Annotated in this window: 25 protein-coding genes; 10 read left to right on the top strand and 15 right to left on the bottom strand. The window is 60.9% G+C overall.

Translation table 11 applies throughout. The features are described from left to right. Positions 1-31: 31 nt before the first annotated feature. Together BTE54_RS07040 and BTE54_RS07035 are read right to left on the bottom strand one after the other, a co-directional pair. A complete protein-coding gene (locus BTE54_RS07040) occupies positions 32-1,297 on the bottom strand; it encodes an NAD(P)/FAD-dependent oxidoreductase (protein ID WP_078051883.1) in 1,266 nt (421 codons plus the stop codon). Positions 1,298-1,369: 72 nt separating this feature from the next. Beyond that, a complete protein-coding gene (locus BTE54_RS07035) occupies positions 1,370-2,125 on the bottom strand; it encodes a pyridoxine 5'-phosphate synthase (protein WP_059756769.1) in 756 nt (251 codons plus the stop codon). A 236-nt stretch (positions 2,126-2,361) separates the two neighbouring features. Here BTE54_RS07035 and BTE54_RS07030 point away from each other — a divergent pair, with 236 nt between their 5' ends. Next, entirely contained in the window at positions 2,362-3,060 is a 699-nt protein-coding gene (locus BTE54_RS07030) for a MerR family transcriptional regulator (protein ID WP_065655854.1), read from the top strand. Between the two features lie 6 nt (positions 3,061-3,066). On the opposite strand, the gene BTE54_RS07025 is transcribed toward BTE54_RS07030, so the two are convergent. Next, positions 3,067-4,194, bottom strand: a complete 1,128-nt coding sequence (locus tag BTE54_RS07025; RefSeq protein ID WP_059756749.1) for an ATP-dependent RecD-like DNA helicase — start codon at positions 4,192-4,194, stop codon at positions 3,067-3,069. Positions 4,195-4,318: 124 nt separating this feature from the next. Here BTE54_RS07025 and BTE54_RS07020 point away from each other — a divergent pair, with 124 nt between their 5' ends. Both BTE54_RS07020 and BTE54_RS07015 read left to right on the top strand, forming a co-directional pair. Then, on the top strand, positions 4,319-5,605 hold the full coding sequence (locus tag BTE54_RS07020) for an SDR family oxidoreductase (RefSeq protein WP_078051964.1): 1,287 nt from the start codon (positions 4,319-4,321) through the stop codon (positions 5,603-5,605). Beyond that, entirely contained in the window at positions 5,605-6,087 is a 483-nt protein-coding gene (locus BTE54_RS07015) for a DUF2269 domain-containing protein (RefSeq protein WP_065655853.1), read from the top strand. The genes BTE54_RS07020 and BTE54_RS07015 overlap by 1 nt, the downstream gene beginning before the upstream one ends. Before the next feature lie 6 nt (positions 6,088-6,093). Here the strand turns inward: BTE54_RS07015 and BTE54_RS07010 are convergent, their stop codons facing one another. Both BTE54_RS07010 and BTE54_RS07005 read right to left on the bottom strand, forming a co-directional pair. Next, positions 6,094-6,576, bottom strand: coding sequence for an SRPBCC family protein (locus BTE54_RS07010; RefSeq protein ID WP_078051882.1), 483 nt, complete (start codon positions 6,574-6,576; stop codon positions 6,094-6,096). Further along, the gene (locus BTE54_RS07005) at positions 6,573-6,932 is read right to left on the bottom strand and encodes a metalloregulator ArsR/SmtB family transcription factor (RefSeq protein WP_198939095.1); all 360 of its coding nucleotides are present in this window, start codon (positions 6,930-6,932) and stop codon (positions 6,573-6,575) included. Before BTE54_RS07005 ends, BTE54_RS07010 begins: the two co-directional genes overlap by 4 nt. Positions 6,933-7,079: 147 nt before the next feature. Between BTE54_RS07005 and BTE54_RS07000 the strand changes: the two genes are divergently transcribed. From BTE54_RS07000 to BTE54_RS06990, 3 genes are read left to right on the top strand one after another with little or no spacing between them, the layout of a single operon-like run. Further along, positions 7,080-7,454: a hypothetical protein gene (locus BTE54_RS07000; protein WP_223215537.1), complete on the top strand. Its 375-nt coding sequence runs from the start codon at positions 7,080-7,082 to the stop codon at positions 7,452-7,454. Then, complete coding sequence (locus tag BTE54_RS06995; RefSeq protein WP_198939093.1) at positions 7,438-7,995, top strand: RNA polymerase sigma factor; 558 nt, start codon at positions 7,438-7,440, stop codon at positions 7,993-7,995. Before BTE54_RS07000 ends, BTE54_RS06995 begins: the two co-directional genes overlap by 17 nt. Beyond that, the gene (locus BTE54_RS06990) at positions 7,992-8,780 is read left to right on the top strand and encodes an anti-sigma factor (RefSeq protein WP_078051879.1); all 789 of its coding nucleotides are present in this window, start codon (positions 7,992-7,994) and stop codon (positions 8,778-8,780) included. The genes BTE54_RS06995 and BTE54_RS06990 overlap by 4 nt, the downstream gene beginning before the upstream one ends. Before the next feature lie 6 nt (positions 8,781-8,786). Here BTE54_RS06990 and BTE54_RS06985 read toward each other — a convergent pair whose 3' ends face one another. Beyond that, positions 8,787-9,380, bottom strand: a complete 594-nt coding sequence (locus tag BTE54_RS06985; protein ID WP_078051878.1) for a LysE family translocator — start codon at positions 9,378-9,380, stop codon at positions 8,787-8,789. A 164-nt stretch (positions 9,381-9,544) separates the two neighbouring features. On the opposite strand from BTE54_RS06985, the gene BTE54_RS06980 reads away from it, so the two are divergent. Next, on the top strand, positions 9,545-10,390 hold the full coding sequence (locus BTE54_RS06980) for an aldo/keto reductase (protein ID WP_078051877.1): 846 nt from the start codon (positions 9,545-9,547) through the stop codon (positions 10,388-10,390). A gap of 151 nt (positions 10,391-10,541) precedes the next feature. Here BTE54_RS06980 and BTE54_RS06975 read toward each other — a convergent pair whose 3' ends face one another. The 4 genes from BTE54_RS06975 to BTE54_RS06960 all read right to left on the bottom strand — a co-directional run bounded on the left by BTE54_RS06975 (position 10,542) and on the right by BTE54_RS06960 (position 13,950). After that, positions 10,542-11,072 carry an SRPBCC family protein gene (locus BTE54_RS06975; protein WP_078051876.1) on the bottom strand — a complete coding sequence of 177 codons (531 nt, stop codon included), beginning with the start codon at positions 11,070-11,072 and terminating at the stop codon, positions 10,542-10,544. Then, the gene (locus BTE54_RS06970) at positions 11,065-11,433 is read right to left on the bottom strand and encodes a metalloregulator ArsR/SmtB family transcription factor (RefSeq protein ID WP_031233868.1); all 369 of its coding nucleotides are present in this window, start codon (positions 11,431-11,433) and stop codon (positions 11,065-11,067) included. The genes BTE54_RS06975 and BTE54_RS06970 overlap by 8 nt, the downstream gene beginning before the upstream one ends. A 131-nt stretch (positions 11,434-11,564) precedes the next feature. Next, the gene (gene ilvN / locus BTE54_RS06965; protein WP_003522378.1) at positions 11,565-12,137 is read right to left on the bottom strand and encodes an acetolactate synthase small subunit; all 573 of its coding nucleotides are present in this window, start codon (positions 12,135-12,137) and stop codon (positions 11,565-11,567) included. Between the two features lie 19 nt (positions 12,138-12,156). Beyond that, the gene (locus BTE54_RS06960) at positions 12,157-13,950 is read right to left on the bottom strand and encodes an acetolactate synthase 3 large subunit (RefSeq protein ID WP_035239227.1); all 1,794 of its coding nucleotides are present in this window, start codon (positions 13,948-13,950) and stop codon (positions 12,157-12,159) included. 382 nt (positions 13,951-14,332) lie between these two features. Here BTE54_RS06960 and BTE54_RS06955 point away from each other — a divergent pair, with 382 nt between their 5' ends. Continuing rightward, on the top strand, positions 14,333-16,342 hold the full coding sequence (locus BTE54_RS06955; protein WP_078051875.1) for an ATP-binding protein: 2,010 nt from the start codon (positions 14,333-14,335) through the stop codon (positions 16,340-16,342). Between the two features lie 9 nt (positions 16,343-16,351). On the opposite strand, the gene miaA is transcribed toward BTE54_RS06955, so the two are convergent. Further along, entirely contained in the window at positions 16,352-17,248 is an 897-nt protein-coding gene (gene miaA / locus BTE54_RS06950) for a tRNA (adenosine(37)-N6)-dimethylallyltransferase MiaA (RefSeq protein WP_078051874.1), read from the bottom strand. Here miaA and serB point away from each other — a divergent pair. Both serB and BTE54_RS06940 read left to right on the top strand, forming a co-directional pair. Further along, the gene (serB, locus tag BTE54_RS06945; RefSeq protein WP_078051873.1) at positions 17,247-18,137 is read left to right on the top strand and encodes a phosphoserine phosphatase SerB; all 891 of its coding nucleotides are present in this window, start codon (positions 17,247-17,249) and stop codon (positions 18,135-18,137) included. The genes miaA and serB overlap by 2 nt on opposite strands. Next, the gene (locus BTE54_RS06940) at positions 18,134-18,697 is read left to right on the top strand and encodes a GNAT family N-acetyltransferase (protein ID WP_065655842.1); all 564 of its coding nucleotides are present in this window, start codon (positions 18,134-18,136) and stop codon (positions 18,695-18,697) included. The genes serB and BTE54_RS06940 overlap by 4 nt, the downstream gene beginning before the upstream one ends. Positions 18,698-18,722: 25 nt before the next feature. Here the strand turns inward: BTE54_RS06940 and BTE54_RS06935 are convergent, their stop codons facing one another. The 4 genes from BTE54_RS06935 to hflK form a co-directional block, all read right to left on the bottom strand. Next, the gene (locus tag BTE54_RS06935) at positions 18,723-19,472 is read right to left on the bottom strand and encodes an SDR family oxidoreductase (RefSeq protein ID WP_078051872.1); all 750 of its coding nucleotides are present in this window, start codon (positions 19,470-19,472) and stop codon (positions 18,723-18,725) included. Positions 19,473-19,562: 90 nt separating this feature from the next. After that, on the bottom strand, positions 19,563-21,107 hold the full coding sequence (locus BTE54_RS06930; RefSeq protein ID WP_078051871.1) for a Do family serine endopeptidase: 1,545 nt from the start codon (positions 21,105-21,107) through the stop codon (positions 19,563-19,565). A 192-nt stretch (positions 21,108-21,299) separates the two neighbouring features. After that, a complete protein-coding gene (locus BTE54_RS06925; RefSeq protein ID WP_020812048.1) occupies positions 21,300-22,223 on the bottom strand; it encodes a protease modulator HflC in 924 nt (307 codons plus the stop codon). Position 22,224: 1 nt separating this feature from the next. Continuing rightward, positions 22,225-23,343 (bottom strand): FtsH protease activity modulator HflK, encoded by a 1,119-nt coding sequence (gene hflK / locus BTE54_RS06920; protein ID WP_003522368.1) that lies wholly within the window; start codon positions 23,341-23,343, stop codon positions 22,225-22,227. Positions 23,344-23,418: the final 75 nt, after the last annotated feature.

The raw sequence follows: 23,418 nt of genomic DNA, 5'->3' as shown, positions 1-23,418 counted from the left end.
AATGCTTCCCGCCGTTTCTTTGTCGCTTGCCTCACGCCTCGTCCTTCAGCGTCTCTTTCTGGGTAATCAGCCGCGCGCTGTGCTGGCCGCTCAGGTAAATCCACAGCCAGCTCCACGCCACGGCCAGCCGCGAACGCGTTCCGATCAGGAAGTAGATATGGGCAAGCCCCCATATCCACCACGCCAGCACGCCCTTGAGCTTGAACCTGCCGAAATCGATCACCGCCGCGCGTTTGCCGATGGTCGCCAGATTGCCTTGATGGCTGTAGCGGAACGGCGATGGTGACGGCTGGCCGGCCAGCCGCGCCTTGATGACCTTCGCGACATAGGCGCCCTGCTGCTTTGCCGCGGGCGCAATACCCGGCACCGGCTTGCCGTTTTCCTGATTGACGGCGGCCGTATCGCCGATGACGAAGATATTCGGGTCGTCTTCCAGATTGAGATGAGGTCCGACGATGGCCCGTCCTGCCCGGTCGGCGGCGGCGTTGAGCCATTTCGCGGCGGGCGACGCCTGCACGCCGGCAGCCCAGACCACAGTGCGGCAGGGGTAATAGGTCTCGCCCACCGTCACGCCCTCATCGCTGCACGCCGTAACCGGCGTGCCGAGCAGAACCTCGACGCCAAGTTTTTCGAGGGCTTCCTTCGCATAGGCCGAAAGATCCTCCGTGAAGACTGGCAGAACGCGAGGGCCGGCCTCGACGAGCAGCACCCGGGTTTTTCTGGTATCCACATTGCGGAATTCTGCCGGCAGCGCCTTGTGCGCCAACTCGGCAATCATGCCTGCCATTTCCACGCCCGTCGGGCCTGCGCCGATGATGACGAAGGTCAGCAGCGCCCGCCGTTCTTCTTCACTGGTGGCGAGTTCGGCGCGCTCGAAAGCCAGAAGCAGGCGGCGGCGAATTGTCGTTGCATCTTCGAGCGTCTTGAGACCGGGGGCGGAACGTTCCCACTCGTCGCGGCCGAAATAGGCGTGGCGGGCGCCAGTGGCCAGCACCAGCGTATCGAAGCCGATGACCTGACCCGAACTTAGATGCACGGTCCGCGCCGCCCGGTCTATGCCATTCACCTCCGCAAGCAGGGTCGTGACCTCCTTGCGGTCGCGGTAGAGATGGCGGATCGGCCAGGCGATTTCGGATGTCGCGAGAGCCGTCGTCGCAACCTGATAAAGCAATGGCTGGAACAGGTGGTGATTGCGACGATCGATCAATGTGATGCGGACAGGGGCCCCCTCCAGCCCATGTACCAGTTGCAAACCGCCGAAGCCTCCACCCACGACGACAACATGATGTTCTTGCATATGTCTTCTGCCTTCAAAAGCTCGCGCACGGAGCATGCGCAGCCAAAGCATAGGCGAAAAAATTGACTTTGGTTATGAAATAGCCTGACCGCAGGCGTGACAAAAACGCCGGACTGTTTCAGCCATGCCATATTCCAGCGCATCCGCCGTCAGCCCATGGCCGATGGAAACCTCGGCCAGATAAGGGATACGTTTCATTAGCTTGGGCAGGTTTGCGACGGTGAGGTCATGGCCGGCATTGACGGCAAGTCCAAGCGCTCTGGCATGATCCGCCGTCTGCCCGAGCTTTTCGAGAAGCGCCTCACCCTTTTGCGGATCGTCAAAACAGCCGCCATAGGGGCCGGTGTAAAGTTCGATACGCGCCGCCCCCGTTTCAGCGGCCAGTTCCACCGGCTCGCGCTCCCCATCGCCATCGGCAAAAAGCGAGACTCGCATGCCGCCGGCCTTCAGGCGTCCCACCACGTCTTTCAGGAAAACGCCGTGCTTGCGGAAATCCCAGCCATGGTCGGAGGTCGCCTGCGACGGATCGTCAGGTACCAGCGTCACCTGCTCCGGTTGGGTCTTTTCGCAAAGAACGAGGAAATCCTCGGTCGGATAACCTTCGATGTTGAATTCCGCGCCGGGAAAACTGTCGTCGATCAGCGCGCGCAGGACGGGCAGGTCCGAAAAGCGGATATGGCGCTGATCCGGCCGCGGGTGTACAGTCAGCCCGCTTGCCCCCGCCGCCAGTGCAATATGCCCGAAATGCGCGACATCCGGCCATGGAAGATCGCGGCGGTTGCGTAACATGGCAATTGCGTTCAGATTGACAGAAAGTTTTGCGGGCATGGCATCGGGGCTCCGGTTCGGAATTGACATCCTGTTTCACGCAGGTTGAGGCCAATCGCAAGAAGGCCGGCGAATTTTTTATTATTGCGGGAACGAAAACAGGCAATACACGTTACGGTTCTGATGTAGCGTTTGGTATGAGGTCTTGATCGGAAAATATGTCCGTCTTGGGGGAACAAGCAACGGACACCTTTAAAAAGGCAGGCACACTGTCAAAGAGCGCGAAGGGGGAGACAATGCAGGATGGCCGTATGCCGTTCGAAAGTCACGGCGACGAGGACAAACCCAATCTAAGGATCAGCAGCTTTCTACCCGATATAAGCCTGCCCTCCTCCCTGCCCGCGGAACCCGTGCCCATCGCCGACATGGCCAATATCTTCGGGGTGACCCACCGGACGCTGCATTTTTACGAAGAAAAGGCGCTGCTGACCTCGAAGCGCATCGGCCAGATGCGGGTCTATACCCACCGCAACGTCCAGCGCATGGCCGTCATCAACGTCTGCCGCGAAGTGGGCATTTCCGTCGCCGCCATTACCGAGATCATGGAAAAATTCGTCCGTTCGCTCTCGCAGAGCGAGGCGGACGATATATTCCACGCCGCGCTGCGGCAGCGGAAGCGGGAATTGACAGCCGAGCTTTCCACCCTTCAGCGCCAGGCCCAGCAGATCGAGGAACTGCTGGTCGCCGACACGGATGCGGACGGCACGGATGGCGCGGAACGGGCACCGGCAAAGGACATCGCCCTCACCGACACGGAACGAAAATGTCTGGAACTGATGGCGGAGGGTTACGCCCCGGTGAGGCTCGCCCGCGCCCTTGGTCTTTCCGGCAGCGATCTCAATGTTCTCGAGGCGAAGATCATCGGCAAGTTCAATGCCAGCAACCGCTTTCAGGCGGTCGCCAAGGCGGTTCTGCTCGGCGTCATCCGTGCATAGTCACGATCAACGAACGATGGTCAGTGTCTCCGCCGCACGGGTAATGGCGGTGTAAAGCCACCTCTCGCGCGAGTCCCGGAAAGCATAGCTCTCGTCGAAGAGAACCACGTTGTTCCACTGCGAACCCTGCGCCTTGTGCACGGTCAGCGCATAGCCGAAATCGAACTCGTCATAACGCTTGCGCGTGGACCACGGAATTTCCGTTTCCACATCCTCGAAAGCCGCCTTCAGCAATTTGATCTTGGCAGCACCACGATCCATATCGTCGTCTTCGGGCCGGATCATCAGGTTGATGCCGGGCTTCACCGTCTCGCGCGATGAACTCATCACCTGCCAGAGCGAGCCGTTGAGCAGCCCCTTGGCCGGATCGTTCCGGAGGCAGACCAGCTTGTCGCCGGATTGCGGGTAATCGGCGGTAAAACCCTTCAGCTCGCGAAGCCGCTGATTGTAACGGCGGCGGGTGCGGTTGGTACCGACCAGCACCTGATCGGCATCGAGAACCAGCGACTGCGTCACCTCGGATTTGGAGATCACCTGCGCGGTCCCGTAATCGCCGCGCATGATCTCCCGGCCCTCCCGCACATCCATGGCAAGATGGATGATGGGATTGTCCTTGGCCTGGCGATGGATTTCCGACAGCAGATAATCCGGCTCCTGCTCGGTAAAGAAGCCGCCGCCCGAAACCGGCGGCAACTGGCCGGGATCGCCAAGCACGAGGATCGGCGTGCCGAAGCTCATCAGGTCCTTGCCGAGCTGCTCATCCACCATCGAACATTCATCGATGATGATGAGCGCCGCCTTGGCGAGCGGGCTCTGGCGGTTGATGGAGAACATCGGCGCAATCGAAGTTTTGCCGGTTTCCTCGTCTTCCACCGTTTCTTCGCCGCGCGGGCGATAGATCAGCGAATGGATGGTGCGGGCATTGGTCGCCCCGCGCGAGCGCAGCACCTGCGCCGCCTTGCCGGTGAAGGCCGCAAACAGCACCTCGCCATCGACATTTTCCGCGAAATGCTTGGCAAGCGTCGTCTTGCCCGTTCCGGCATAACCGAACAGCCGGAAAACCGGCGTCCGGCCTTCCTTCAGCCAGCGGGAAACAGCCTTCAGCGCTTCGTCCTGTTGCGGTGAAAATAACATGCGCCCTCATCGCAGGATTCGAGCGTGGTGCGCAACAGAAAAAGAACGAAAGATGAATCGCCGTGTGAGAATGCGGCAATAAAACACGGCTGGTTTTTAAGCCGTGGTCGCTATCATCCCTCGTATGAAGATATTGATTCTCGGCGCAACAGGTTTCATCGGTTCGGAGGTTCTCAAAAGCCTGCACCTCCGCGGGCATGCCGTGACGGGGCTGGCGCGTTCAGTCACCCGCGCCCGCGACAAATGGCCTTTCGCCAACTGGATCTCAGCCGATCTTTCCAGGATGACGCACGCGACAGACTGTTTATCGCTCGTCCATGACCATGACGCCATTGTCAATTGCGCGGGCGCGCTGCAGGACGGCCTGTCGGATGACCTTGCCGCGACGCAGGAAAAGGCGATGCTGGCGCTTTATGAAGCAGCGGCGCAGGCGGGCGGCAGACGGATAATCCAGATATCGGCCCGCACGGCGGGGGCCGCATCCCGCCTGCCCTTCCTCGCCACCAAACGCCGCGCCGATGAGGCGCTCGCCGCAAGCGGTATGCCTCACGTCATTCTGCGCCCCGCGCTGGTGGTTGGGCGAAACGCGCACGGCGGCACGGCACTTGTGCGTGCGCTTGCAGGCTTTCCCTTCGTGGTGCCCCTCGTCAATGGACAGATCGCCGTCCGAACGGTCGCGGTGGAGGATGTGGCAACCGTGGTATGCGCGGCGATCGACGGCGAAATCCCGGCGGGCAGCGATCTCGAACTCGCCGCGAAGGAAACGCTGACATTGCAGGACGTGGTCGCCAGACACCGGCAATGGCTGGGCCTGCCCCGTGCTCCGATCATAAATCTTCCCGCCGCCTTCATGCTCCCCGTCGGCCTTGTGGCGGATGCCGCAGGCAAACTCGGCTGGCGGTCGCCGCTGCGTTCGACCGCCATGACGGTCATGTCGGAAGGCATCGTAACGGAGAGTGAAGCTGGACCGGCGATGGCGTCACTCAAGACCCTGGAACAGACGCTGGCCGCCCACCCTTCCGGTGTGCAGGACCTGTGGTTTGCCAGATTATATCTGCTGAAACCCCTGATCGTTCTCTGCCTGTCTTTATTCTGGCTGCTGTCCGGCCTCATACCGCTGCTGAATATCACTGGAGCAGCAGCGCATTTCCTGCCCTTTATGCCGCACACGCCGGCTGTCATTCTCGCGCTCGCCACCTGCCTCATCGATATAGGCCTCGGCATCGCCGTCCTGCTGCGGCCGCTCGCCAGAAAGGCGCTCGTCGCCATGCTGCTGGTCAGCGCCGCTTATCTGGCCGGCGGCAGCCTGCTCGAACCGACCCTTTGGCTCGATCCGCTCGGTCCTCTGGTCAAGGTTCTGCCTTCCATCGCCCTGACGCTCGTTGCCCTCGCCACCCTGGATGAACGCTGATGACGCTTGAGGAACTGCTGCGGCTTGCCCATGTCATCGGCGCGACGGTGCTGTTCGGCACTGGCGCGGGCATTGCCTTTTTCATGGTGATGGCACGGCGGACGGCCAGCCCGGCGCTGATCGCTCATGTCGCAGGCACTGTCGTCATCGCCGACACGGTATTTACCGCCACCGCCGCGATCATCCAGCCGGTCACCGGATATTTTCTTGCGCGCATCATCGGCTGGCCGCTGACCGAAGGCTGGATCGCGCTTTCGCTCGCCCTTTATGTCTTCACCGGTATTTTCTGGCTGCCGGTGGTGTGGATACAGATCAGGCTGCGCGATATCGCCCGCGACTGCGCCGCCACCGGACAGGCCCTGCCCGCGCAATGGTTCCGCCTTTACCGCATCTGGTTCGCCTGCGGTTTTCCCGCCTTTTTCGCGGTTCTCGGCATTATCTGGCTCATGCTCAACAAGCCGGATATTCCCCTGTTCGGCTGAAGCGGCTCAATTGACCGCCTGTCGCTCGACAAGCTGCGCCAGCTGCTCCGCAACCGTATTCCATCCGTCGAAGAAGCCCATCTCCGCGTGCCTGTCGCGATCCTCTGGGTTGTTGTGCATGGCATAGGCCACATATTCCATGCCGTCGGGGTGATCGCGAAATGTCATCACGGCGGTGAGGAACGGCTGGGCGGAGGGGCGAAAACCCGCCGTCAGCGCATCGGTGAAAACCAGGCGCTGCTCATGATCCACCGCCAGAAAACATCCTTTGACATGCGGACCGAAAGCCGTGCCGTCCTCGCTGTAGCGCGTTTCGAAAGCGCCGCCGGGATGGAGCTCCATGCGGTCGACCCGGCATTGGCCGGGATGCGGCACCCACCATTGTTCGAGGCTGGCCTTGTCCGTCCAGGCATTCCAGACGAGCCGGCGCGGCGCCCTGATGATGCGGGAAATCTTCAGGTCGAGATCGGGATTGAAAGTCTCGGTCATTGGTCATTCTCCCCTTTGCTGGACATCCTGTCCTGTTGCGCCATGACGAATTGTTCGAGCCGGTCGGTGCGGCCTTCCCAGATGGCGCGTTGTTGCGACAACCAGCCATCGAGCATGGAGAACCTTTGTTTCTCCAGCGAGCAGAACCGGACACGCCCCTGCTTGCGCGTCACGATCAGCCCCGCCTCTTCCAGCTGGCGGATATGTTTCATGAAGGATGGCAGGGCCATGTCGAAGGGCTCGGCAAGCGTTCCGATGCTCGCCTCCCCGCCGCCCAGCCGCAGGATCACCGCCCGGCGGGTCGGATCGGCAAGAGACTGGAAGATATCGTTGAGCGCGTCTGAATAGTTTTCCATAAGGCTAACTATCACATCGAAATAGTTAGCTCAATGGATAAGTTTAAAAATCGCGAAAATTCGTTGCCCCAGGGAATAATCCGTCGGGTTGCGGTGTCTCTTGATGTGCTGGCGGCACAGGCCGCCCGAACCAAGGAGGATATGTCCATGAAGATCCGCTTTATCGTTCCCGCCCTCGTTCTGGCTTTTGCCGGAACGGCCTATGCCGCCCCTATGGTCGAAACCGTCAAGACCGCCAAGGGCGATGTGCTGGCGGGCGAAAAAGGCATGACGCTCTACACTTTCAAGAACGACAAGAAGGGCGTATCCAATTGTTATGACAAATGCGCGGTGAACTGGCCGCCGTTTTTCGCAGCCGCAAGCGACAAGGCCGAGGGTGCCTATTCCCTCGTGAAGCGCAAGGACGGCAAGATGCAATGGGCGAAGGATGGCATGCCGCTTTATTACTGGGTCAAGGACACGAAAAAAGGCGACGCCACCGGCGACGGTATGAACGGTGTATGGGATGCCGCAAAACCCTGAGGGCATGACGGATGAAAAGCGGGGGAACCATTCCCCCGCAGCCGGCAGCTTCGAAACGGAGATGCTGGCGCTGATGCCCATGCTGCGCCGTTATTCCCGCAGCCTTTCCCGTTCAGATGCCGATGGCGAGGACCTCTTGCAGGACTGCGTGGAAAAGGCGCTGGCCAATAAAAGGCAATGGCGCGGAACGGGTTTGAAATCATGGGCTTACACGATAATGACGAATCTTTATCGTAACCGCCACCGCGCCGAGAAACGCCACCCGTCCGAGAGCCTGGACGGCCATGAGAGCATCGCCGGCGCGGAGACGCTCTCCGACACGCTGGAGAACGACCGGCTGCACGGCGCACTCGCCCTTCTTTCGCCGGACATGCGCGCCGTGCTGATGCTGGTGACGGTGGAAGGCTACAGCTATCAGGAGGCGGCCGAGACATTGGCGATCCCGCTCGGCACTGTCATGTCCAGACTGTCCCGCGCCCGCGAAACCCTTCGCCAGCATCTGGCGGCGGATAATATCATACCCCTGCGGAGACCAAGATGAAACGGCTAGAGGCCATAACCGAAGACGATTTGCACGCCTATGTCGACGGACTTCTTTCCGACGATGACCGCGCGGCTGTCGAGGTCTGGCTGACGGAAAGGCCGGAAGAGCAGGCCCGTGTGGAGGAATGGAGAAATCAGGCCGATATTCTGCGCAATGCCTTCGCCTCCTATGCCGCCGCGCATCCGCATGACGCATCGATGCTCAGCCCGCAAACGAGGGACCGGGCATGGCGTGCAAAACCGGTTCTCCTGCAAACAGCAGTCGCCCTTTTGATCTTCGTGGCGGGTGCCGCGGCGGGCAGGCTTCTGCCGCCGTCTTTTTCCACGCCGCAGGACGTGACACTGGCGTCGCTGACGACGGATATTCCCGCACAGGCGAAATCCGCCTATCTCATCTATGCGAGCGAGGTGCGCCATCCCGTCGAAGTCGGCGCGGGAGAACAGCAGCATCTCGCCACATGGCTCGGCAAGCGGCTCGGTTACCCCTTCACCATCCCCGATCTCTCAAAGATCGGATACGACCTCGTCGGCGGGCGTCTTATCCCCGTCAGCGGCAAACCGGGCGCGATGCTGATGTATCAGGACAAGACAGGCCGTCGGGTGACTGTGCTGATCGGCCACAACGAGGAAAACCGCACCACCAGCTTCCGCATGGCCAGCGCCGATGGCATCGAGACCTTCTACTGGATCGACAATGAACTGGGTTACGCCGTGTCCGCCGAGCTGACGCGCGACGAGGTGCAGGCAATCGCCGAGGAATGCTACCGGCAGTTCCCGACGTGAAGACCGTTATTTCAGCATCGGCCAGAGGCTGATGACGAGAAGTACGGCCATGGTGATATTGAACCATTTGAGCCGGACCGGCACCGCCAGCCATTCCCGTAATGCCGAGCCGAAACCCGCCCAGGTGGAAACGCTAGGAAGATTGACCGCGGCGAAGGCCACGCCAACGAGAAGGACGGTGAGGAAATATTGCCGCTCATCCGTATAGGTCGCCATCGCCGTCACCGCCATCACCCACGCCTTGGGATTGACCCACTGAAAAGCGGCCGCGGCAAGGAAACTCATCGGCTCCGATGTTGCCGAACCCTCACTCAGGCTGCGGGAGGTGCCGATCTTCCACGCAATCCAGACGAGATAGAGCCCGCCTGCGAATTTCAGCCCGGTGTAAAGCACGGGCACCGCATGCAGCAACGCGCCGAGACCGAAGCCGACCCCGATCAGCAGCGACAGGAAGCCCGCCCCGATGCCCAGCATATGCGGGATGGTGCGGCGGAAACCGAAATTCACGCCCGAGGCAAAAAGCATCATATTGTTCGGGCCGGGCGTGATGGATGTGGTGAAGGCAAACAGCACCAGCGCAACAAGGGTTTCGACAGTCATGATTTCTCCTTGAGCCGAAATCCTATCCGTCGGACCAACATCAGGCCACCCCGCCGCATCGATGGCGGAGGTCAATTTTTTTGATGGATCGATCCTCTCCATGCCGGCTTTGAGAAGTCGGAACAAAGTTCTATTGTCCGATCATCAACCGCTGGAGCGAACCCATGTATGACGATATTCCTTCCGTCACCCTGCCCTCCGGAAAAGAGGTTCCGGCCCTTGGCCTCGGTACCTGGAACATGGGGGAGACGAGATCATCCGCGCCGCAGGAGGTCGAAAGCATCCGCAAGGCGATCGATCTCGGCATGACGTTGATCGACACGGCGGAAATGTATGCGGATGGCAGATCGGAAGAGGTGGTCGGCGCGGCCATCGCCGGCCGTCGACAGGACGTGTTTCTGGTCAGCAAGGTCTACCCCTGGAACGCCAGCGAAAGAGGCACGACGGAGGCCTGCGAGCGCAGCCTTGCAAGGCTCGGCACCGACCATATCGACCTCTATCTGCTGCACTGGCGCGGTGAGCACCCGCTTGCAGAAACCGTGGCGGCTTTCGAAAGGCTGAAGAGCGACGGCAAGATCGGCGACTGGGGGGTCTCCAATTTCGACACCGACGACATGGAGGAGCTTTTCGCGGTTCCAGGCGGCAAGAACTGCGCGGCCAATCAGGTGCTCTACAATCTGTCCCGGCGTGGGCCGGAGTTTTCGCTGCTGCCCTGGTGCCAGGAGCGCGGCGTGCCGCTGATGGCCTATTCCCCCATCGAGCAGGGCCGCATCTTGAAAAACCACGAACTCATCCGCATCGCCAAGGCCTATCAGGCGACACCGGCGCAACTGGCGCTCGCCTTTCTTCTGGAGAGGGACGGTGTCATCGCCATCCCGAAATCCGCCAGCGTTTCCCGTGTCGAGGAAAATCGCGGCGCGACCGATCTTGAGATAACCGAGGAAGACTGGGCGGCGCTGGATGCCGTCTTCCCGCCGCCAACGCGCAAGACATCGCTGGAAATGCTTTGATATAACAGTGGCTTAAGACACTGTCCGGAATCTCTCTAACAGGCCGTTGAATCGGAATGTGAGCAAAGCAATTGTGCCAGCGCCACGGCAGGCGGCACTTGAAAAACGGCGCGGAAAACCGCGCCGTTGTGTCCAGAAAAGTACCGCCCCGTTACGGTATGCGCCGCTCATATTCTTCTTTCAGTCCCAGCCATGTATCCCAGAACGGCCCCGGCTCCTTCTCCTGAAGACGGGCGGCGAGAATGTCGAGATGCACATGCCAGCCAGCGCTGACGTCAAGCCTCGTCCTCCTGTCGGCCAGCCGGCGATGAACCAGCGTCAGCAGCACATCCTTGCCAAGAGCCTGAAGCTCGATCGACACCTCGCCACCTTCGCCCCAACTGAAGACGAGACGGTGCGGTGGGACCACGGTAATGATGCGGGAAGCCATACGGTCTTCTTCGGAAAAGCCCTCCGGGCGCCGGCCCGGCGGATCGGAAAGCTCATCGTTGCGCCAGACGAGTTCGAACGGTGCATCGGGCGCTAGCCGCATTTCGCCGGAAGCCAGCCAGCGACGGCGAAGCTCGCTTTGTGTGAGATAGGCCCATACCCGCTCGACCGGCCCCGGCAGCAGCCGTTCGATCTTAAGGGTCGTCGGTTCGACAAGACGGCCATAGGCGTCAGGCATTGCAATATCAGCCATTGTCATTTCCTCCATCTGCAGGGATTTTTCCCTGATCATCCTCCCTGAGCATCTGCTCAAGAATATCGAGGCGGCTGCCCCAGAACTGTCTGTAGAAATCGAGCCATTCATGCGCCTCTGCCAACGGTTCCGGCGCAAGGCGGCAGACATGGATGCGCCCCCTCACCTCGCGGCGGATAAGCCCCGCGTTCTCCAGCGCCTTGATATGTTTCGAGGCGGCGGCGAGCGATATGTCGAACGGCCGGGCCAACTGGCTCACCGTTCGCTCACCAAGGGAAAGATCGCGCAGCATCGTGCGCCGCGTGGCGTCGCCGAGGGCATGAAAGACAGTGTCGAGATGTGAAGCGGATAATTCAACCATGTTGTTGAATATAGACTGACGGTCCAGAAAGTCAACCATATGGTTGAATATATGCCGATCCGGGCGAAACCATAAAAAAACCCGCGGCGAACCGCGGGCTTATATTCCAGCATATGCTGCGGATATGGAGGTTACATCCCCTGCGGGCCGCGATTCATCGCCGCGATACCGGTGCGGCAAATCTCGATCAGGCCGAGCGGCTTGATGATCGCCACGAACTGGTCAATCTTCGACGACTTGCCGGTGATCTCGAAGATGAAATGCTCCACCGTCGCATCCACCACCTTGGCCTGAAACGCATCGGCAAGGCGCAGCGTCTCAGCACGGTCCTCGCCGGAACCGGCGACCTTGATAAGCGCCACTTCGCGCTCGATAGGCCGCTCCTGCCCCAGTTCGCGGGCGCGAACGGTGAGATCGAGAACCCGGTGCACCGGCACGATGCGCTCAAGCTGCGCCTTGATCTGCTCCAGCACGATGGGCGTGCCGCGCGTGACGATGGTGATGCGCGACAGATGCGCCTCATGTTCCGTTTCCGAAACCGTCAGGCTCTCGATGTTGTAGCCGCGGCCGGAAAACAGGCCGATGACCCGGGCGAGAACGCCCGGCTCGTTGCTGACGAGAACCGACAGCGTGTGATTTTCAACGGCGGCCGTTTCCTTCTGGATGAAATAGGCCGAGCCGGTGGGTTGTAGGTGTGCGTTCATGTCCTTTTCCTCTCCCGGCTCAGACTAGCTGACGGCCCTTGGCGTCAATGGCGTTGGCAACCGCTTCATCCGTCGCCTCATCCGGCAACAGCATCTCGTTATGAGCCTTACCAGACGGAATCATCGGGAAGCAATTGGCAAGATTGGCAACGCGGCAATCGAAAATGACCGGCTTCTTGACGGCGATCATTTCTGCAATCTTGTCGTCCAGTTCCTTCGGATCGTCGCAATACATGCCGACCGCGCCATAGGCTTCCGCCAGCTTGACGAAATCGGGCATGGCTTCCGTATAGGAGTTGGACAGGCGGTTGCCGTGCAGCAGCTGCTGCCATTGGCGCACCATGCCCATATACTGGTTGTTGAGGATGAAGATCTTCACCGGCAGACCGTACTGGATGGCGCAGGACATTTCCTGAATGCACATCTGGATCGAGGCGTCACCAGCAATATCGATGACCAGCGCGTCCGGATGCGCGACCTGAACGCCGATGGCCGCCGGCAGGCCGTAACCCATGGTGCCGAGACCGCCAGAGGTCATCCAGTGGTTCGGCTCCTCGAAACCGAAGAACTGCGCGGCCCACATCTGATGCTGACCAACTTCCGTGGTGATGTAGGTGTCGCGTCCCTTCGACGCCTCATAAAGCCGCTGCAACGCATATTGCGGCATGATGACATCGTTGGAGTTCTTGTAGGCGAAGGAATTGCGGGCGCGCCAGCGCTCGATCTGCGCCCACCAGTCGGCCGTCTGCGCCTTCTCAACCTTCTTCGGCAGAGCACGCCACAGGCGAACCATATCTTCCAGAACATGGCTGACATCGCCGATAATCGGCACGTCGACGCGAACCGTCTTGTTGATCGAGGACGGGTCGATATCTATATGGATCTTCTTGGAATTCGGCGAAAACGCATTGATGCGGCCGGTAATTCGGTCATCGAAACGCGCGCCGACGCAGACCAGAACGTCGCAATCATGCATCGTCATATTGGCTTCGTAGGAACCGTGCATGCCCAGCATGCCGAGCCAGTTCTTGCCGGAAGCCGGATAGGCGCCGAGGCCCATCAGCGTCGAGGTGATCGGGAAACCGGTCAGCTCGACCAGTTCGCGCAGCAGCCGGGTTGCCTCCGGACCGGAATTGATGACGCCGCCGCCGGTATAGAAAACCGGCTTCTTCGCCTTCGACATCAGATCAATGGCGGCATGAATGGCGTTAAGATCGCCCTGAACCTTCGGCTTGTAGCTCTCGTGCTGGGTGGCGGCGGAGGGCGGCGTGTAGGTGCCGGTGGCGAACTGGATGTCCTTCGGAATATCGACGACGACAGGACCGGGACGACCCGTCTGCGCGATGCGGAAGGCTTCATGGATGATGCCCGCCAGTTCGTTGACGTCCTTGACCAGCCAATTGTGCTTGGTGCAGGGGCGCGTGATACCGACGGTATCGCATTCCTGAAACGCATCGGAACCGATGAGCGTGGTTGGAACCTGGCCGGACAGGCAGACGAGCGGAATGGAATCCATCAGCGCATCCTGCAGCGGGGTGACCGCATTGGTCGCGCCGGGGCCGGAGGTGACGAGCATGACGCCGACCTTGCCGGTGGAACGGGCATAACCTTCGGCGGCATGGCCAGCGCCCTGCTCGTGGCGCACGAGGATATGCTGGATGTCTTCCTGCTGGAAAATCTCGTCATAGATCGGAAGCACGGCACCGCCAGGATAACCGAAGATGTGCTCGACGCCATTGTCCTTCAGCGCCTGCAGAACGATCTCCGCACCTGTCATGCGATTGCTGTTTTCCGTATTGTCCTTATCCGTCATTGCCTGTTTCCATCCCGCTTTGGCTTTGGATATCGAGGAGCCCGAGGGCCTGTTTGAAGACATAAAAAAAGGCCCCTAGAGGAGCCTCGTTCAGCGCATGGGTGCTTTCGCCGGATGGTTACACCATCCTGCCCATGCGCCGTCCCACCACGATAAGTACGTTAAGATTTTTCATGGGCCGGAGTGTTAGCCACAAAAGCCCCAGCCGTCAACGCATATTGCAGGAAAAAATCGCCGTCGCCTTCTTTTATTACCTGAAAGGCTGCTTGCGCGAAATTTTCGAACGCAGCCGATACACATGTTGTTAAGCATAATCTTTTAATATCGAGAACGCAGATACTGCCCGAACCACCGCGATCATCCGCATGTACCGGGAAAAAATGTGAGTAACGACACGTTTCATAGTGCGTCCCGCATGGACGAAAACGAACGGCGATCCGGCCAGCAGCCGGCGAACCGCATGCTGGGCCGCGTCATCGCCTGTAACGGTGCGCATGCCACCATCGCCGCCGAAACGGAACCCGGCACCACCGATGTCTCGCAGCTCTGGTCCGTCGGACGCCTGATCTCCATCGAAATGGGTACGAGCCGTGTCGCAGCGCTGGTCTTTTCCATGCGCACCGGCGAGGACTACTGGGCGGCGGACAGGCCGAACAGGCTGCTGGTCGAGGTCGAACTGGTTGGCGAAGTCTATCGCACCGAGGATGGCAGCGAGCGCTTTTCCACCGGCATCTCCCGTTACCCCTATCTGGGTGCGGTGGCGCATCGCATCCGCACCAGCGATCTTGCCAAGATTTACGACAGCGGCAAGCGCGACGCCTGCACGATCGGCAGGCTGACGCAGGACGACACGATCAACGCCACCATCAGCATTCCCCAGATGCTCGCCAAACATTTCGCCGTCGTCGGCTCGACGGGCGTGGGCAAGACCACCGCCGTCTCGCTGCTTCTGAACAAGGCGATCGAGACCGACCCGAAGCTGCGTGTCCTCATTCTCGATCCGCATAATGAATTCGCGGCCGCCTTTCCCGATCATTCGGTCGTCATCGACACCGATACGCTGGATCTTCCCTTCTGGCTGATGCGCCTTGAGGAATTTGCGGAAGTGATTTTCCGCGGCCGCAAACCCGTACCGGAAGAAATGGATGTCCTTCGCGACCTCGTTCCGGAAGCGAAAAAGGCATTTCGCGGCACCGATGGTTCCGCCGTGCGCCGCACGTCCGACAAGAGCGCGATCACGCCGGATACGCCGGTGCCCTATCGCATGGCCGATCTCCTCGCCCTCATCGACGAGCGTATCGGCCGGCTGGAAGGGCGTGGCGAAAAACCAGCGCTGCGCTCGCTGAAAGGCCGCATTCTCTCGGCCATCAACGACACGCGCTACAATTTCATGTTCTCCAGCAATACGATCAGCGACACCATCCTGGAGACGGTCGCGCATATTTTCCGCATTCCGGGGGAAGGCAAGCCGATTTCGGTATTCCAGCTCTCCGGCATCCCCTCCGAAGTGGTGAATTCGGTGGTCTCCGTCCTGTGCCGCATGTCCTTCGAACTGGCGGTGCTGGCGCGCGGCTCGCTGCATATGCTTGTCGTCTGCGAGGAAGCGCACCGTTATGTACCTGCCGATCCCGAGCGCGGCTTTTTCCCCACCCGGCAATCCATTGCCCAGATCGCCAAGGAAGGCCGTAAATACGGCATTTCGCTCGGCGTCATCAGCCAGCGGCCAAGCGAGCTGGACCAGACCATCCTGTCGCAATGTTCGACTGTTTTCGCCATGCGGCTGTCGAACGAGATCGACCAGAAGATCATTCTCTCCGCCGTACCGAACGCATCGACCTCGACCACCAGCTTTCTGTCTTCCATCGGCAATGGCGAGGCCATCGCCTTCGGCGAGGCCGTCAGTGTACCGATGCGCATGCGTTTCGACCGCGTGGCCACGGCCAAATTGCCGAAAGCGAGCGGCACCATCAGCCATACGAACCATGAAACCCCGGACACGGTCGATCTGAACAACATCGTCACCCGCATGCGCGCCACGGCCAAGCCTGTCATCACCGGCTTCCAGCAAAGCGTCGAAGCAGCCTTTTCCGATCTACCGGAGCCGGCAGCCGCACCACGCGAGACGGACGACATCGACCGCTGGAAGCGGGAACTGGGAACGGCCGCACCGGAGGGATACGAGCCCTACCGCCCGGACATGCTGCCTGGCCGCACGCTCTCCCCATCGCCAAATCCGGCGACACCCGATGCCGCCTCCGGCGCCGTCAACGAATTGCGCAAGGCGAGTTTCCAGATGCAGGCACAGAATGGCCCACCGCCCGGCGATGCACGTCCTTCGCTCCGCGAAAGCCTGCTGAAGAAACCGCTCGGCAGTCTCTACCGGAAAGATTGATGGGCGCTCTCACGGCTGGATACGTGTCCAGTCGTCCCCCATCTGGTTGCGAAACCAGGTCATCTGCCGTTTGGCATATTGACGTGTCGCGGCCGCCGATTTTTCGATCACCTCCGCCTCGCCGATGCGCCCGGCCAGCATATCGGCAATCTGGGCAACGCCGATCGCCTTCATTGCGGTGGCATCGGATGCGAGGTTGAGCGCGAGAAGCGCCTGCACCTCCTCCACCGCCCCGCTATCCATCATCATCTCGAAACGCCGGTTGATGCGGTCATGCAGCACCGGCCTTTCCGGCAGGACGACGAATTTTTGCGCCCGGTCGGGATCGACGATCATCGGGCCGCTGGCGCGCTGAAAATCCCGGATCGACTTTCCGGTCGCGTTGAGCACCTCCAGCGCCCGGACGATACGCTGGCCGTCTCCCGGCTGCAGCATATCCGCCATGGCCGGATCGTGCCGTGCGAGTTCGGCATGGAGCGCAGCCGCCCCCTCCCCGATCAGCCGGGCGCGCAGCCCATCGCGGATGTCATCGGGAATGGCGGGCATATCGGAAAGCCCACCCGTCAGCGCCTTGAAATAAAGCCCCGTACCGCCGACGATGACGGGCAAACGCCCCTGCCCGCGCAAATCCGCAAGCAGGGCGGAAATCTCCCGCAGCCATTCGCCGGTTGAATAGAGACTGCTCGCCGGCACATGGCCATAGAGAAGATGCGGCACGCCCTCCATTTCGTCTTCTGACGGCCGCGCGGTCAGCACCCGCAGCGTGTCGTAAACCTGCATACTGTCGGCATTGATGACGACGCCGTCCCGCTCCCGCGCCAGACGAAGCGCAAGCGCGGACTTGCCGCTTGCCGTCGGGCCGGTTATCAGGATCGCATCAAAATTCTCATCAAGGTTTTTCATCATGGCTCTCGTTGCCACGCTTATCGCCAATCCGTCAAATCCTGTTCTGACACCGGCCCTCGGCGAGGCGGCCGCAAAGGCCGTCAACGCATCGGGCCTTTATTGGCTGGCTGATGGCATCGCCTGCGATATCGCCCTGCCTTCCGGCACCGCAGCCGAACAGGCGCGGAGCGCCATTGCAGCCACGCTTGCCGGCCAGCCAGTCGATATCGTCATCCAGGAACAGGATCAGCGCCGCAAGAAACTGCTGATCGCCGATATGGATTCGACCATGATCGGCCAGGAATGCATTGACGAGCTGGCCGCCGAAGTCGGGTTGAAGGAAAAAGTTTCCGCTATTACCGCCCGCGCCATGAATGGCGAGATCGCCTTCGAACCCGCATTGCGGGAACGTGTGGCGCTGCTGAAGGGCCTGCCTGTCTCGGTTATCGACGATGTCATCGAAAAGCGCATCACGCTTACCCCCGGCGGCAGGGAGTTGATCGCCACCATGAAGGCCAAGGGCTATTACACCGCCCTCGTTTCCGGCGGCTTCACCGTCTTCACCGGCCGCGTCGCCGCCATGCTGGGTTTCGATGAGGACCGCGCCAATCTGCTCGGCGAAGCCAATGGCGAACTTGACGGCACCGTTGCCGAACCCATCCTTGGCAAGCAGGCCAAGGTGGATGCGCTGAACGATATTGCCGCAAAGCTCGGCATCTCGCCGGAAGAGGCGATGGCGGTCGGCGATGGCGCCAACGATCTCGGCATGCTGCATCTGGCCGGCGCCGGCGTTGCCCTGCACGCCAAGCCGGCAGTGGCCGCCGAGGCGCAGATGCGCATAGACCATGGCGACCTGACCGCGCTTCTTTACATCCAGGGCTATCGCAAGACGGATTTTGTCACTCCATGATCATCCGAGAGACGCCACGACTCATTCTGCGCGAGTGGAAGGAGAGCGACCGTGACCTGTTCCGCGAAATCAACGCCGACGAAAAGGTCATGGAGTTTTTCCCCTTCCGCCGCAGCCATGCGGAAGCGGACGCCGTGCTGGAAACCATCAACGGCATGATCCGCGGCAGCGGCTATGGCTTTTATGCCATGGAGCTGCGTGAAACCTGCGAAGTCATGGGCTTCTGCGGTATCTCCCCGGTCATGAACCTCGATCCGCCCTTCCCGGTCGGCACCATGGAGATCGGCTGGCGGCTCGCCACCCGCTTCTGGGGCCACGGCTATGTCACGGAAGCGGCGCAGTCGCTGCTCGTCATGGCCTTCGATGAAAAGGAGACGCCGGAAATCGTCTCCTTCGCCGTCCACGACAACCACCGTTCGACGGCGGTGATGGAGCGCATCGGCCTAAAGCGCGATCCTTCCCGCGACTTCGACCATCCGCGCGTGCCGGAAGACACACATCCGCATCTGCGGCCGCACGTCACCTATGCGCTAACGCTGGAGGAATGGCGGGCGCGATAAGACACCTGCCCGCCAGTTCCCAAGGTCATTTCACGGCGGCATTGCCGCCATCGGCGAACAGAGCGGCACCGGCGACGAAGCTCGCCATGGGGCTCGCGAGGAAAAGCGCTGCCCGCGCAATTTCCGGCGGCTCAGCGATACGTTTCATCGCGTGCAGGCCGGCGGCCCATTCCTTCTGGGCGTCGTCTCCCGCAGCAGCTGTATCGACCCCGCCGGGCAGCAGCGCATTGGCGCGAATGCCATTGATCGCATAGTCGGCGGTAATGCCTTTCACCAGCCCCATCAACCCCGCCTTGGCCGCGCCATAAGCCGCCATGCCCGGTATGCCGGCGCTGGTGCCGACAAAGCTCGAGGTAAAGACGATGGAACCGCCACCCCGCATCAACATCGGCGGAATCTGGTAACGCGCGCCAAGAAAGGCGGAGGTGAGATTGACATTGAGCGCATGATCCCATTCCGCAGTCGAAATCTCCGCCAGCGGTTTCATGGCCCCCACCGCTCCGGCATTGTTGACGGCAATATCGAGGCCACCGAAGACGCTTATGGCCGCATCCGCCAACCGGGCATGGGTTTCGGCAATACCGGCATCGCCGGCAACCGTGTGGACGCAACCGCCGGCCTCACGAATGTCTGCGGCAACCTCATGCAGGGCCTTTTCGCCGCGCGCATTGATGACAACGGCCGCACCTTCGGCGGCAAACAGCATTGCCGTCGCCCGACCGATGCCGGATGACGCGCCGGTGATGATGGCAACCTTGTTTTCGAGTAATTTCATATTCTTGGCCTCCGTTCGATGGAGACCAAGAATTAGAGAGCGGCCGGGATCACAACCACCCGATTCCTGCCTGACCGGGCGGAAAACGCCTTATTCCAGCGGCAGCGCCACGACGCGCAGATTGCCCTGCGCATCGGCCACCATCATATGCGCATTCTTGCGGCCTTCGGATTTCAGGCCGTTGACGCGCACCAGCACGTCGCCCGGCACTTCCATGAAGTCCTGCCCGACCTCGACGATGATATCGCCGGCCTTCATTCCCTTCTGCTCGGCGGGCGAACCCGGATCGACGCTCGCCACCAGCACGCCTTCGACGCTTTCGGCAATGCCCTTTTCGGTGCGCAACTCGTTGCTCAGCACCACGAGATTCATGCCGAGCACGCTTTGCGGCGCCTCGCGCACTTCCGGCGTCTGGTCCTGCGCCTGATCGTCGGCGCCGCCATCATCTTCCGGGGCAACCACACCGCCATCGCCGTCTTCACTCTGCTGATCTTCGGCCGGGGCCTTTTCGTCGGTCGTATCCTGCAATTGCCCAAGCTTGACCTTGACGGTTTCCTCCTTGCCGTCTCGCAGGATTACCACATCGACCTCCTTGCCGACCGGGCTTTCCGCCACGATCCGCAAGAGGTCGCGCATTTCATGAATATCCTTGCCGTCGAATTTCAGCACGAGATCGCCGGCCTGGATCGGGCCGTTCTCTACCGGTCCGCCCTTGGCGACGCCGGAAATCAGCGCACCCTTGGCGCTGTCCATGCCGAGGCTTGCCGCCACATCGTCGGTGACGGGCTGGACACGAACGCCGAGCCAGCCCCGGCGCGTCTCCCCGAACTCGATGAGCTGCTGGACGATATTTTGGGCAAGCTCCGTCGGCACGGCGAAACCGATGCCGATCGAACCGCCGCTCGGGGAAATGATCGCCGTATTGATACCGATAACCTCACCCTTCATGTTGAAAAGCGGACCGCCGGAATTGCCCTTGTTGATGGCCGCATCCGTCTGGATGAAATTGTCATAGGGACCGGCATTGATGTTACGCCCGCGCGCGGAAATGACACCCACTGTCAGCGAGCCGCCAAGCCCGAAGGGGTTGCCGATGGCCATCACCCAGTCGCCGATGCGCATGCTGCGCGAATCGCCGAACTTGACGGCCTTCAGCGGCGTTTTCGGCTCCACCTTCAACACCGAAAGGTCGGTCTTGGTATCGGTGCCGACCAGCGTCGCCTTGAGCTTCGAGCCGTTCGGGAAAATCACCTCGATAGCGTCGGCACCCTCGATGACGTGGTTGTTGGTGACAACGTAGCCGGCCGGATCGATGACAAAACCCGAGCCCAGTGAACTCACCTTTTCGCCACCCTCGGGCTTCTGGCTGTCGAAGTAGTCCTTGAAGAATTCCTGGAACGGTGAACCTTCCGGCAGCTTTGGCGGAACGGGCCCTTTGCCCTCGGTCTTGACGTTCTGCGACGTGGAAATATTCACGACCGCATCGAGAAGCGGCTCGGCGAGATCTGCCACCGATTCCGGCCCATGGCTCTGCGCTCTCGCAGCAACCGGTGCCGTCAGGCTGCCTGCCACAAGCGCGATGCCCGCGACTGCGGCGATGCTGCTGCGAAAAGGCGAAAGAAGGGTCACGGCCATAAGCGTCCTCGCGTTTCAAATAGTCTTGCCCTGCATATATCGGCAAAGCATAAGGCGGAATGATGAAGTGTAAAAATACCTTTTCGTGAACAGGCGGGGGACGCCTTGCCCTTAGCCACAGCATTGGCACGAAAACGGACCAAAAAGAAAGGGCCGGTAAAACCGGCCCCTCCAAAATCATTTTTTCCGCTATCAGTTCGCCGGCGCTGGCGCAGGGGCAGCCGGAGCGGCAGGGGCCGCACCGTCGATATTGTTGAAATAACGGAAGAAGGTCGAGTCCGGGGACAGAACCAGCGTCGTGCCGTTGCCGTTCAGCGCATTGGCATAGGCGGACATGGAGCGATAGAACTCGAAGAAGTTCGGATCGCGCTGGAAAGCCTCGCCGAACACCTTGTTGCGCTCCGCATCGCCTTCACCGCGCAGCACTTCGGACTGACGGCGGGCGTCGGATTCCAGCTCGACGACCTGACGGTCGGCGATGGCGCGGCGGCGCTGCGCCTCTTCGTTACCGCGGGCGCGGATCAGTTCGGCCTCGGCCAGACGTTCCGACTTCATGCGCTCGAAGGTCTGCTGCGAGACTTCCTGCGTCAGGTCGGTACGGCGGATGCGGACATCGACGATGCTGATACCGAGCGATTCCGCATCGGGACGCAGATCGTCACGCACTTCCTGCATCATCGATGCACGTGCGTCCGAAAGCGCCGATTCGAAGCCGCGCAGACCGTAGACCCGGCGCAGCGAGGCGTCGAGACGGGTACGCAGACGCGATTCCGCCGACATCTGGTCACCTGAGACCGTCTGCCGGAAGCGGCGCGCATCCGTGATGCGATAGACCACGAAGGCATCGACCTCGTAGAACTTGCCGCCGGAAACCTGAACGCGAATATTGTCGTGATCGAAGCGCAGCGCCCGGTTCTCGATATATTGTACCCGGTCGGCATCCATGAAGGCGAAGGGCAGCTTGAAATAGAGGCCCGGCGCGGTTTTCACATCCTGGATTTCACCGAAGCGGACAACGATGGCCTGCTGGCGCTCGTTGACGACGAAGATCGACGAGTAACCGAGGAAAAGCACGACGGCGAGGCCGACGAGAATGGCAGAAAGACGGTTACCCATATCAGTTGCCTCCCTGCTGTGCTGCGCCCGGATTGTTGCGCATGATCTCGTTCAGAGGCAGATAAGGCACCACGCCCTGTTTTTCGTCGATGATGATCTTGTTGGAACCCTTCAGGACCTGCTCCATCGTTTCCAGGAACATGCGCTGGCGGGTCACGTCCGGCGCGGTGCGATACTGGTCATAGATGGAGACGAAGCGCTGCGCCTCACCCTGCGCCTCGTTAACGACGCGCGACTTGTACGCATTCGCTTCTTCGAGGATCTGCGCGGCCTGACCGCGAGCGGCGCCGAGCTTCTGGTTGGCGTACTGGTTGGCTTCCTGAACGAAGCGGTCTTCGTCCTGTTCGGCACGCTGCACTTCATCGAAGGCATCGGCCACTTCGCGCGGCGGCGCCGCATCTTCGATCGCCACGGCATTGATGGAAATGCCGGCGCCATAACCGTCCATGGTGGACTGGATGATGGTGCGCACATCCGCCGCAATCGCCTGACGGTTATCGCGGAAAATGTCCTGTGCCGGACGACGGCCGACGACTTCGCGCATGGCGCTTTCGGAAACCTGCTGCAGGGTTTCGGCCGGGCTGTCGACGTTGAAGAGATAGGATTTCGGATCGGAAACCGTATAGAGCACCGAGAACTGCACGTTGACGATGTTCTGGTCGCCGGTCAGCATCACGCCGCTAGACGAAGACGATGAGGCGCGCGAGCCGATATTCTGCTGCTGCTCGGTGACCTTGACGATTTCAACCGTCTCGATCGGCCACAGATGGAAATGCAGACCGGGCATCGAGATTTCGTCCTTCGGGCGGCCGAAACGCAGTTCCACGCCGCGCTCGTCCGGCTGGACGGTATAGATGGACTGGATGCCGAGGAAAACCAGCACGACGAGAACCACGATGGCAACTGCGCCGCCGTTGAAGCCGCCGGGCAGCACATTCTTGAAACGGTCCTGGCTGCGCCGGATGATCTCTTCCAGATCGGGCGGGCCGCCATTGCCGCCGCCACCGCCGCGAGGCCGGTTAGGCCCCTGCCCCCATGGGCCGCCACCGCCGCCCTGGTTGTTTCCTCCACCGCCGCCGCCCCAAGGGCCGCCGCCGCCATTCTGATTGCTCCAGGGCATCAATACCTCTTTATAAAAGCCTCTCCCGGTTCCGTTCGAAAGCGATTGCTCGCGTGCGGCGGGAATATCGACCCG

Source organism: Agrobacterium sp. YIC 4121 (genome assembly GCF_002008205.1).
GTDB lineage: Bacteria > Pseudomonadota > Alphaproteobacteria > Rhizobiales > Rhizobiaceae > Agrobacterium > Agrobacterium leguminum.
This window is presented reverse-complemented; position numbering and strand designations above follow the sequence as displayed.

Coding starts and splice junctions, on each gene's coding strand:
- BTE54_RS07040 (WP_078051883.1), bottom strand. CDS start 1,297: ATGCAAGAACATCATGTTGTCGTCGTGGGTGGAGGCTTCGGCGGTTTG.
- BTE54_RS07035 (WP_059756769.1), bottom strand. CDS start 2,125: ATGCCCGCAAAACTTTCTGTCAATCTGAACGCAATTGCCATGTTACGC.
- BTE54_RS07030 (WP_065655854.1), top strand. CDS start 2,362: ATGCAGGATGGCCGTATGCCGTTCGAAAGTCACGGCGACGAGGACAAA.
- BTE54_RS07025 (WP_059756749.1), bottom strand. CDS start 4,194: ATGTTATTTTCACCGCAACAGGACGAAGCGCTGAAGGCTGTTTCCCGC.
- BTE54_RS07020 (WP_078051964.1), top strand. CDS start 4,319: ATGAAGATATTGATTCTCGGCGCAACAGGTTTCATCGGTTCGGAGGTT.
- BTE54_RS07015 (WP_065655853.1), top strand. CDS start 5,605: ATGACGCTTGAGGAACTGCTGCGGCTTGCCCATGTCATCGGCGCGACG.
- BTE54_RS07010 (WP_078051882.1), bottom strand. CDS start 6,576: ATGACCGAGACTTTCAATCCCGATCTCGACCTGAAGATTTCCCGCATC.
- BTE54_RS07005 (WP_198939095.1), bottom strand. CDS start 6,932: ATGGAAAACTATTCAGACGCGCTCAACGATATCTTCCAGTCTCTTGCC.
- BTE54_RS07000 (WP_223215537.1), top strand. CDS start 7,080: ATGAAGATCCGCTTTATCGTTCCCGCCCTCGTTCTGGCTTTTGCCGGA.
- BTE54_RS06995 (WP_198939093.1), top strand. CDS start 7,438: ATGCCGCAAAACCCTGAGGGCATGACGGATGAAAAGCGGGGGAACCAT.
- BTE54_RS06990 (WP_078051879.1), top strand. CDS start 7,992: ATGAAACGGCTAGAGGCCATAACCGAAGACGATTTGCACGCCTATGTC.
- BTE54_RS06985 (WP_078051878.1), bottom strand. CDS start 9,380: ATGACTGTCGAAACCCTTGTTGCGCTGGTGCTGTTTGCCTTCACCACA.
- BTE54_RS06980 (WP_078051877.1), top strand. CDS start 9,545: ATGTATGACGATATTCCTTCCGTCACCCTGCCCTCCGGAAAAGAGGTT.
- BTE54_RS06975 (WP_078051876.1), bottom strand. CDS start 11,072: ATGGCTGATATTGCAATGCCTGACGCCTATGGCCGTCTTGTCGAACCG.
- BTE54_RS06970 (WP_031233868.1), bottom strand. CDS start 11,433: ATGGTTGAATTATCCGCTTCACATCTCGACACTGTCTTTCATGCCCTC.
- ilvN (WP_003522378.1), bottom strand. CDS start 12,137: ATGAACGCACACCTACAACCCACCGGCTCGGCCTATTTCATCCAGAAG.
- BTE54_RS06960 (WP_035239227.1), bottom strand. CDS start 13,950: ATGACGGATAAGGACAATACGGAAAACAGCAATCGCATGACAGGTGCG.
- serB (WP_078051873.1), top strand. CDS start 17,247: ATGGCTCTCGTTGCCACGCTTATCGCCAATCCGTCAAATCCTGTTCTG.
- miaA (WP_078051874.1), bottom strand. CDS start 17,248: ATGATGAAAAACCTTGATGAGAATTTTGATGCGATCCTGATAACCGGC.
- BTE54_RS06940 (WP_065655842.1), top strand. CDS start 18,134: ATGATCATCCGAGAGACGCCACGACTCATTCTGCGCGAGTGGAAGGAG.
- BTE54_RS06935 (WP_078051872.1), bottom strand. CDS start 19,472: ATGAAATTACTCGAAAACAAGGTTGCCATCATCACCGGCGCGTCATCC.
- BTE54_RS06930 (WP_078051871.1), bottom strand. CDS start 21,107: ATGGCCGTGACCCTTCTTTCGCCTTTTCGCAGCAGCATCGCCGCAGTC.
- BTE54_RS06925 (WP_020812048.1), bottom strand. CDS start 22,223: ATGGGTAACCGTCTTTCTGCCATTCTCGTCGGCCTCGCCGTCGTGCTT.
- hflK (WP_003522368.1), bottom strand. CDS start 23,343: ATGCCCTGGAGCAATCAGAATGGCGGCGGCGGCCCTTGGGGCGGCGGC.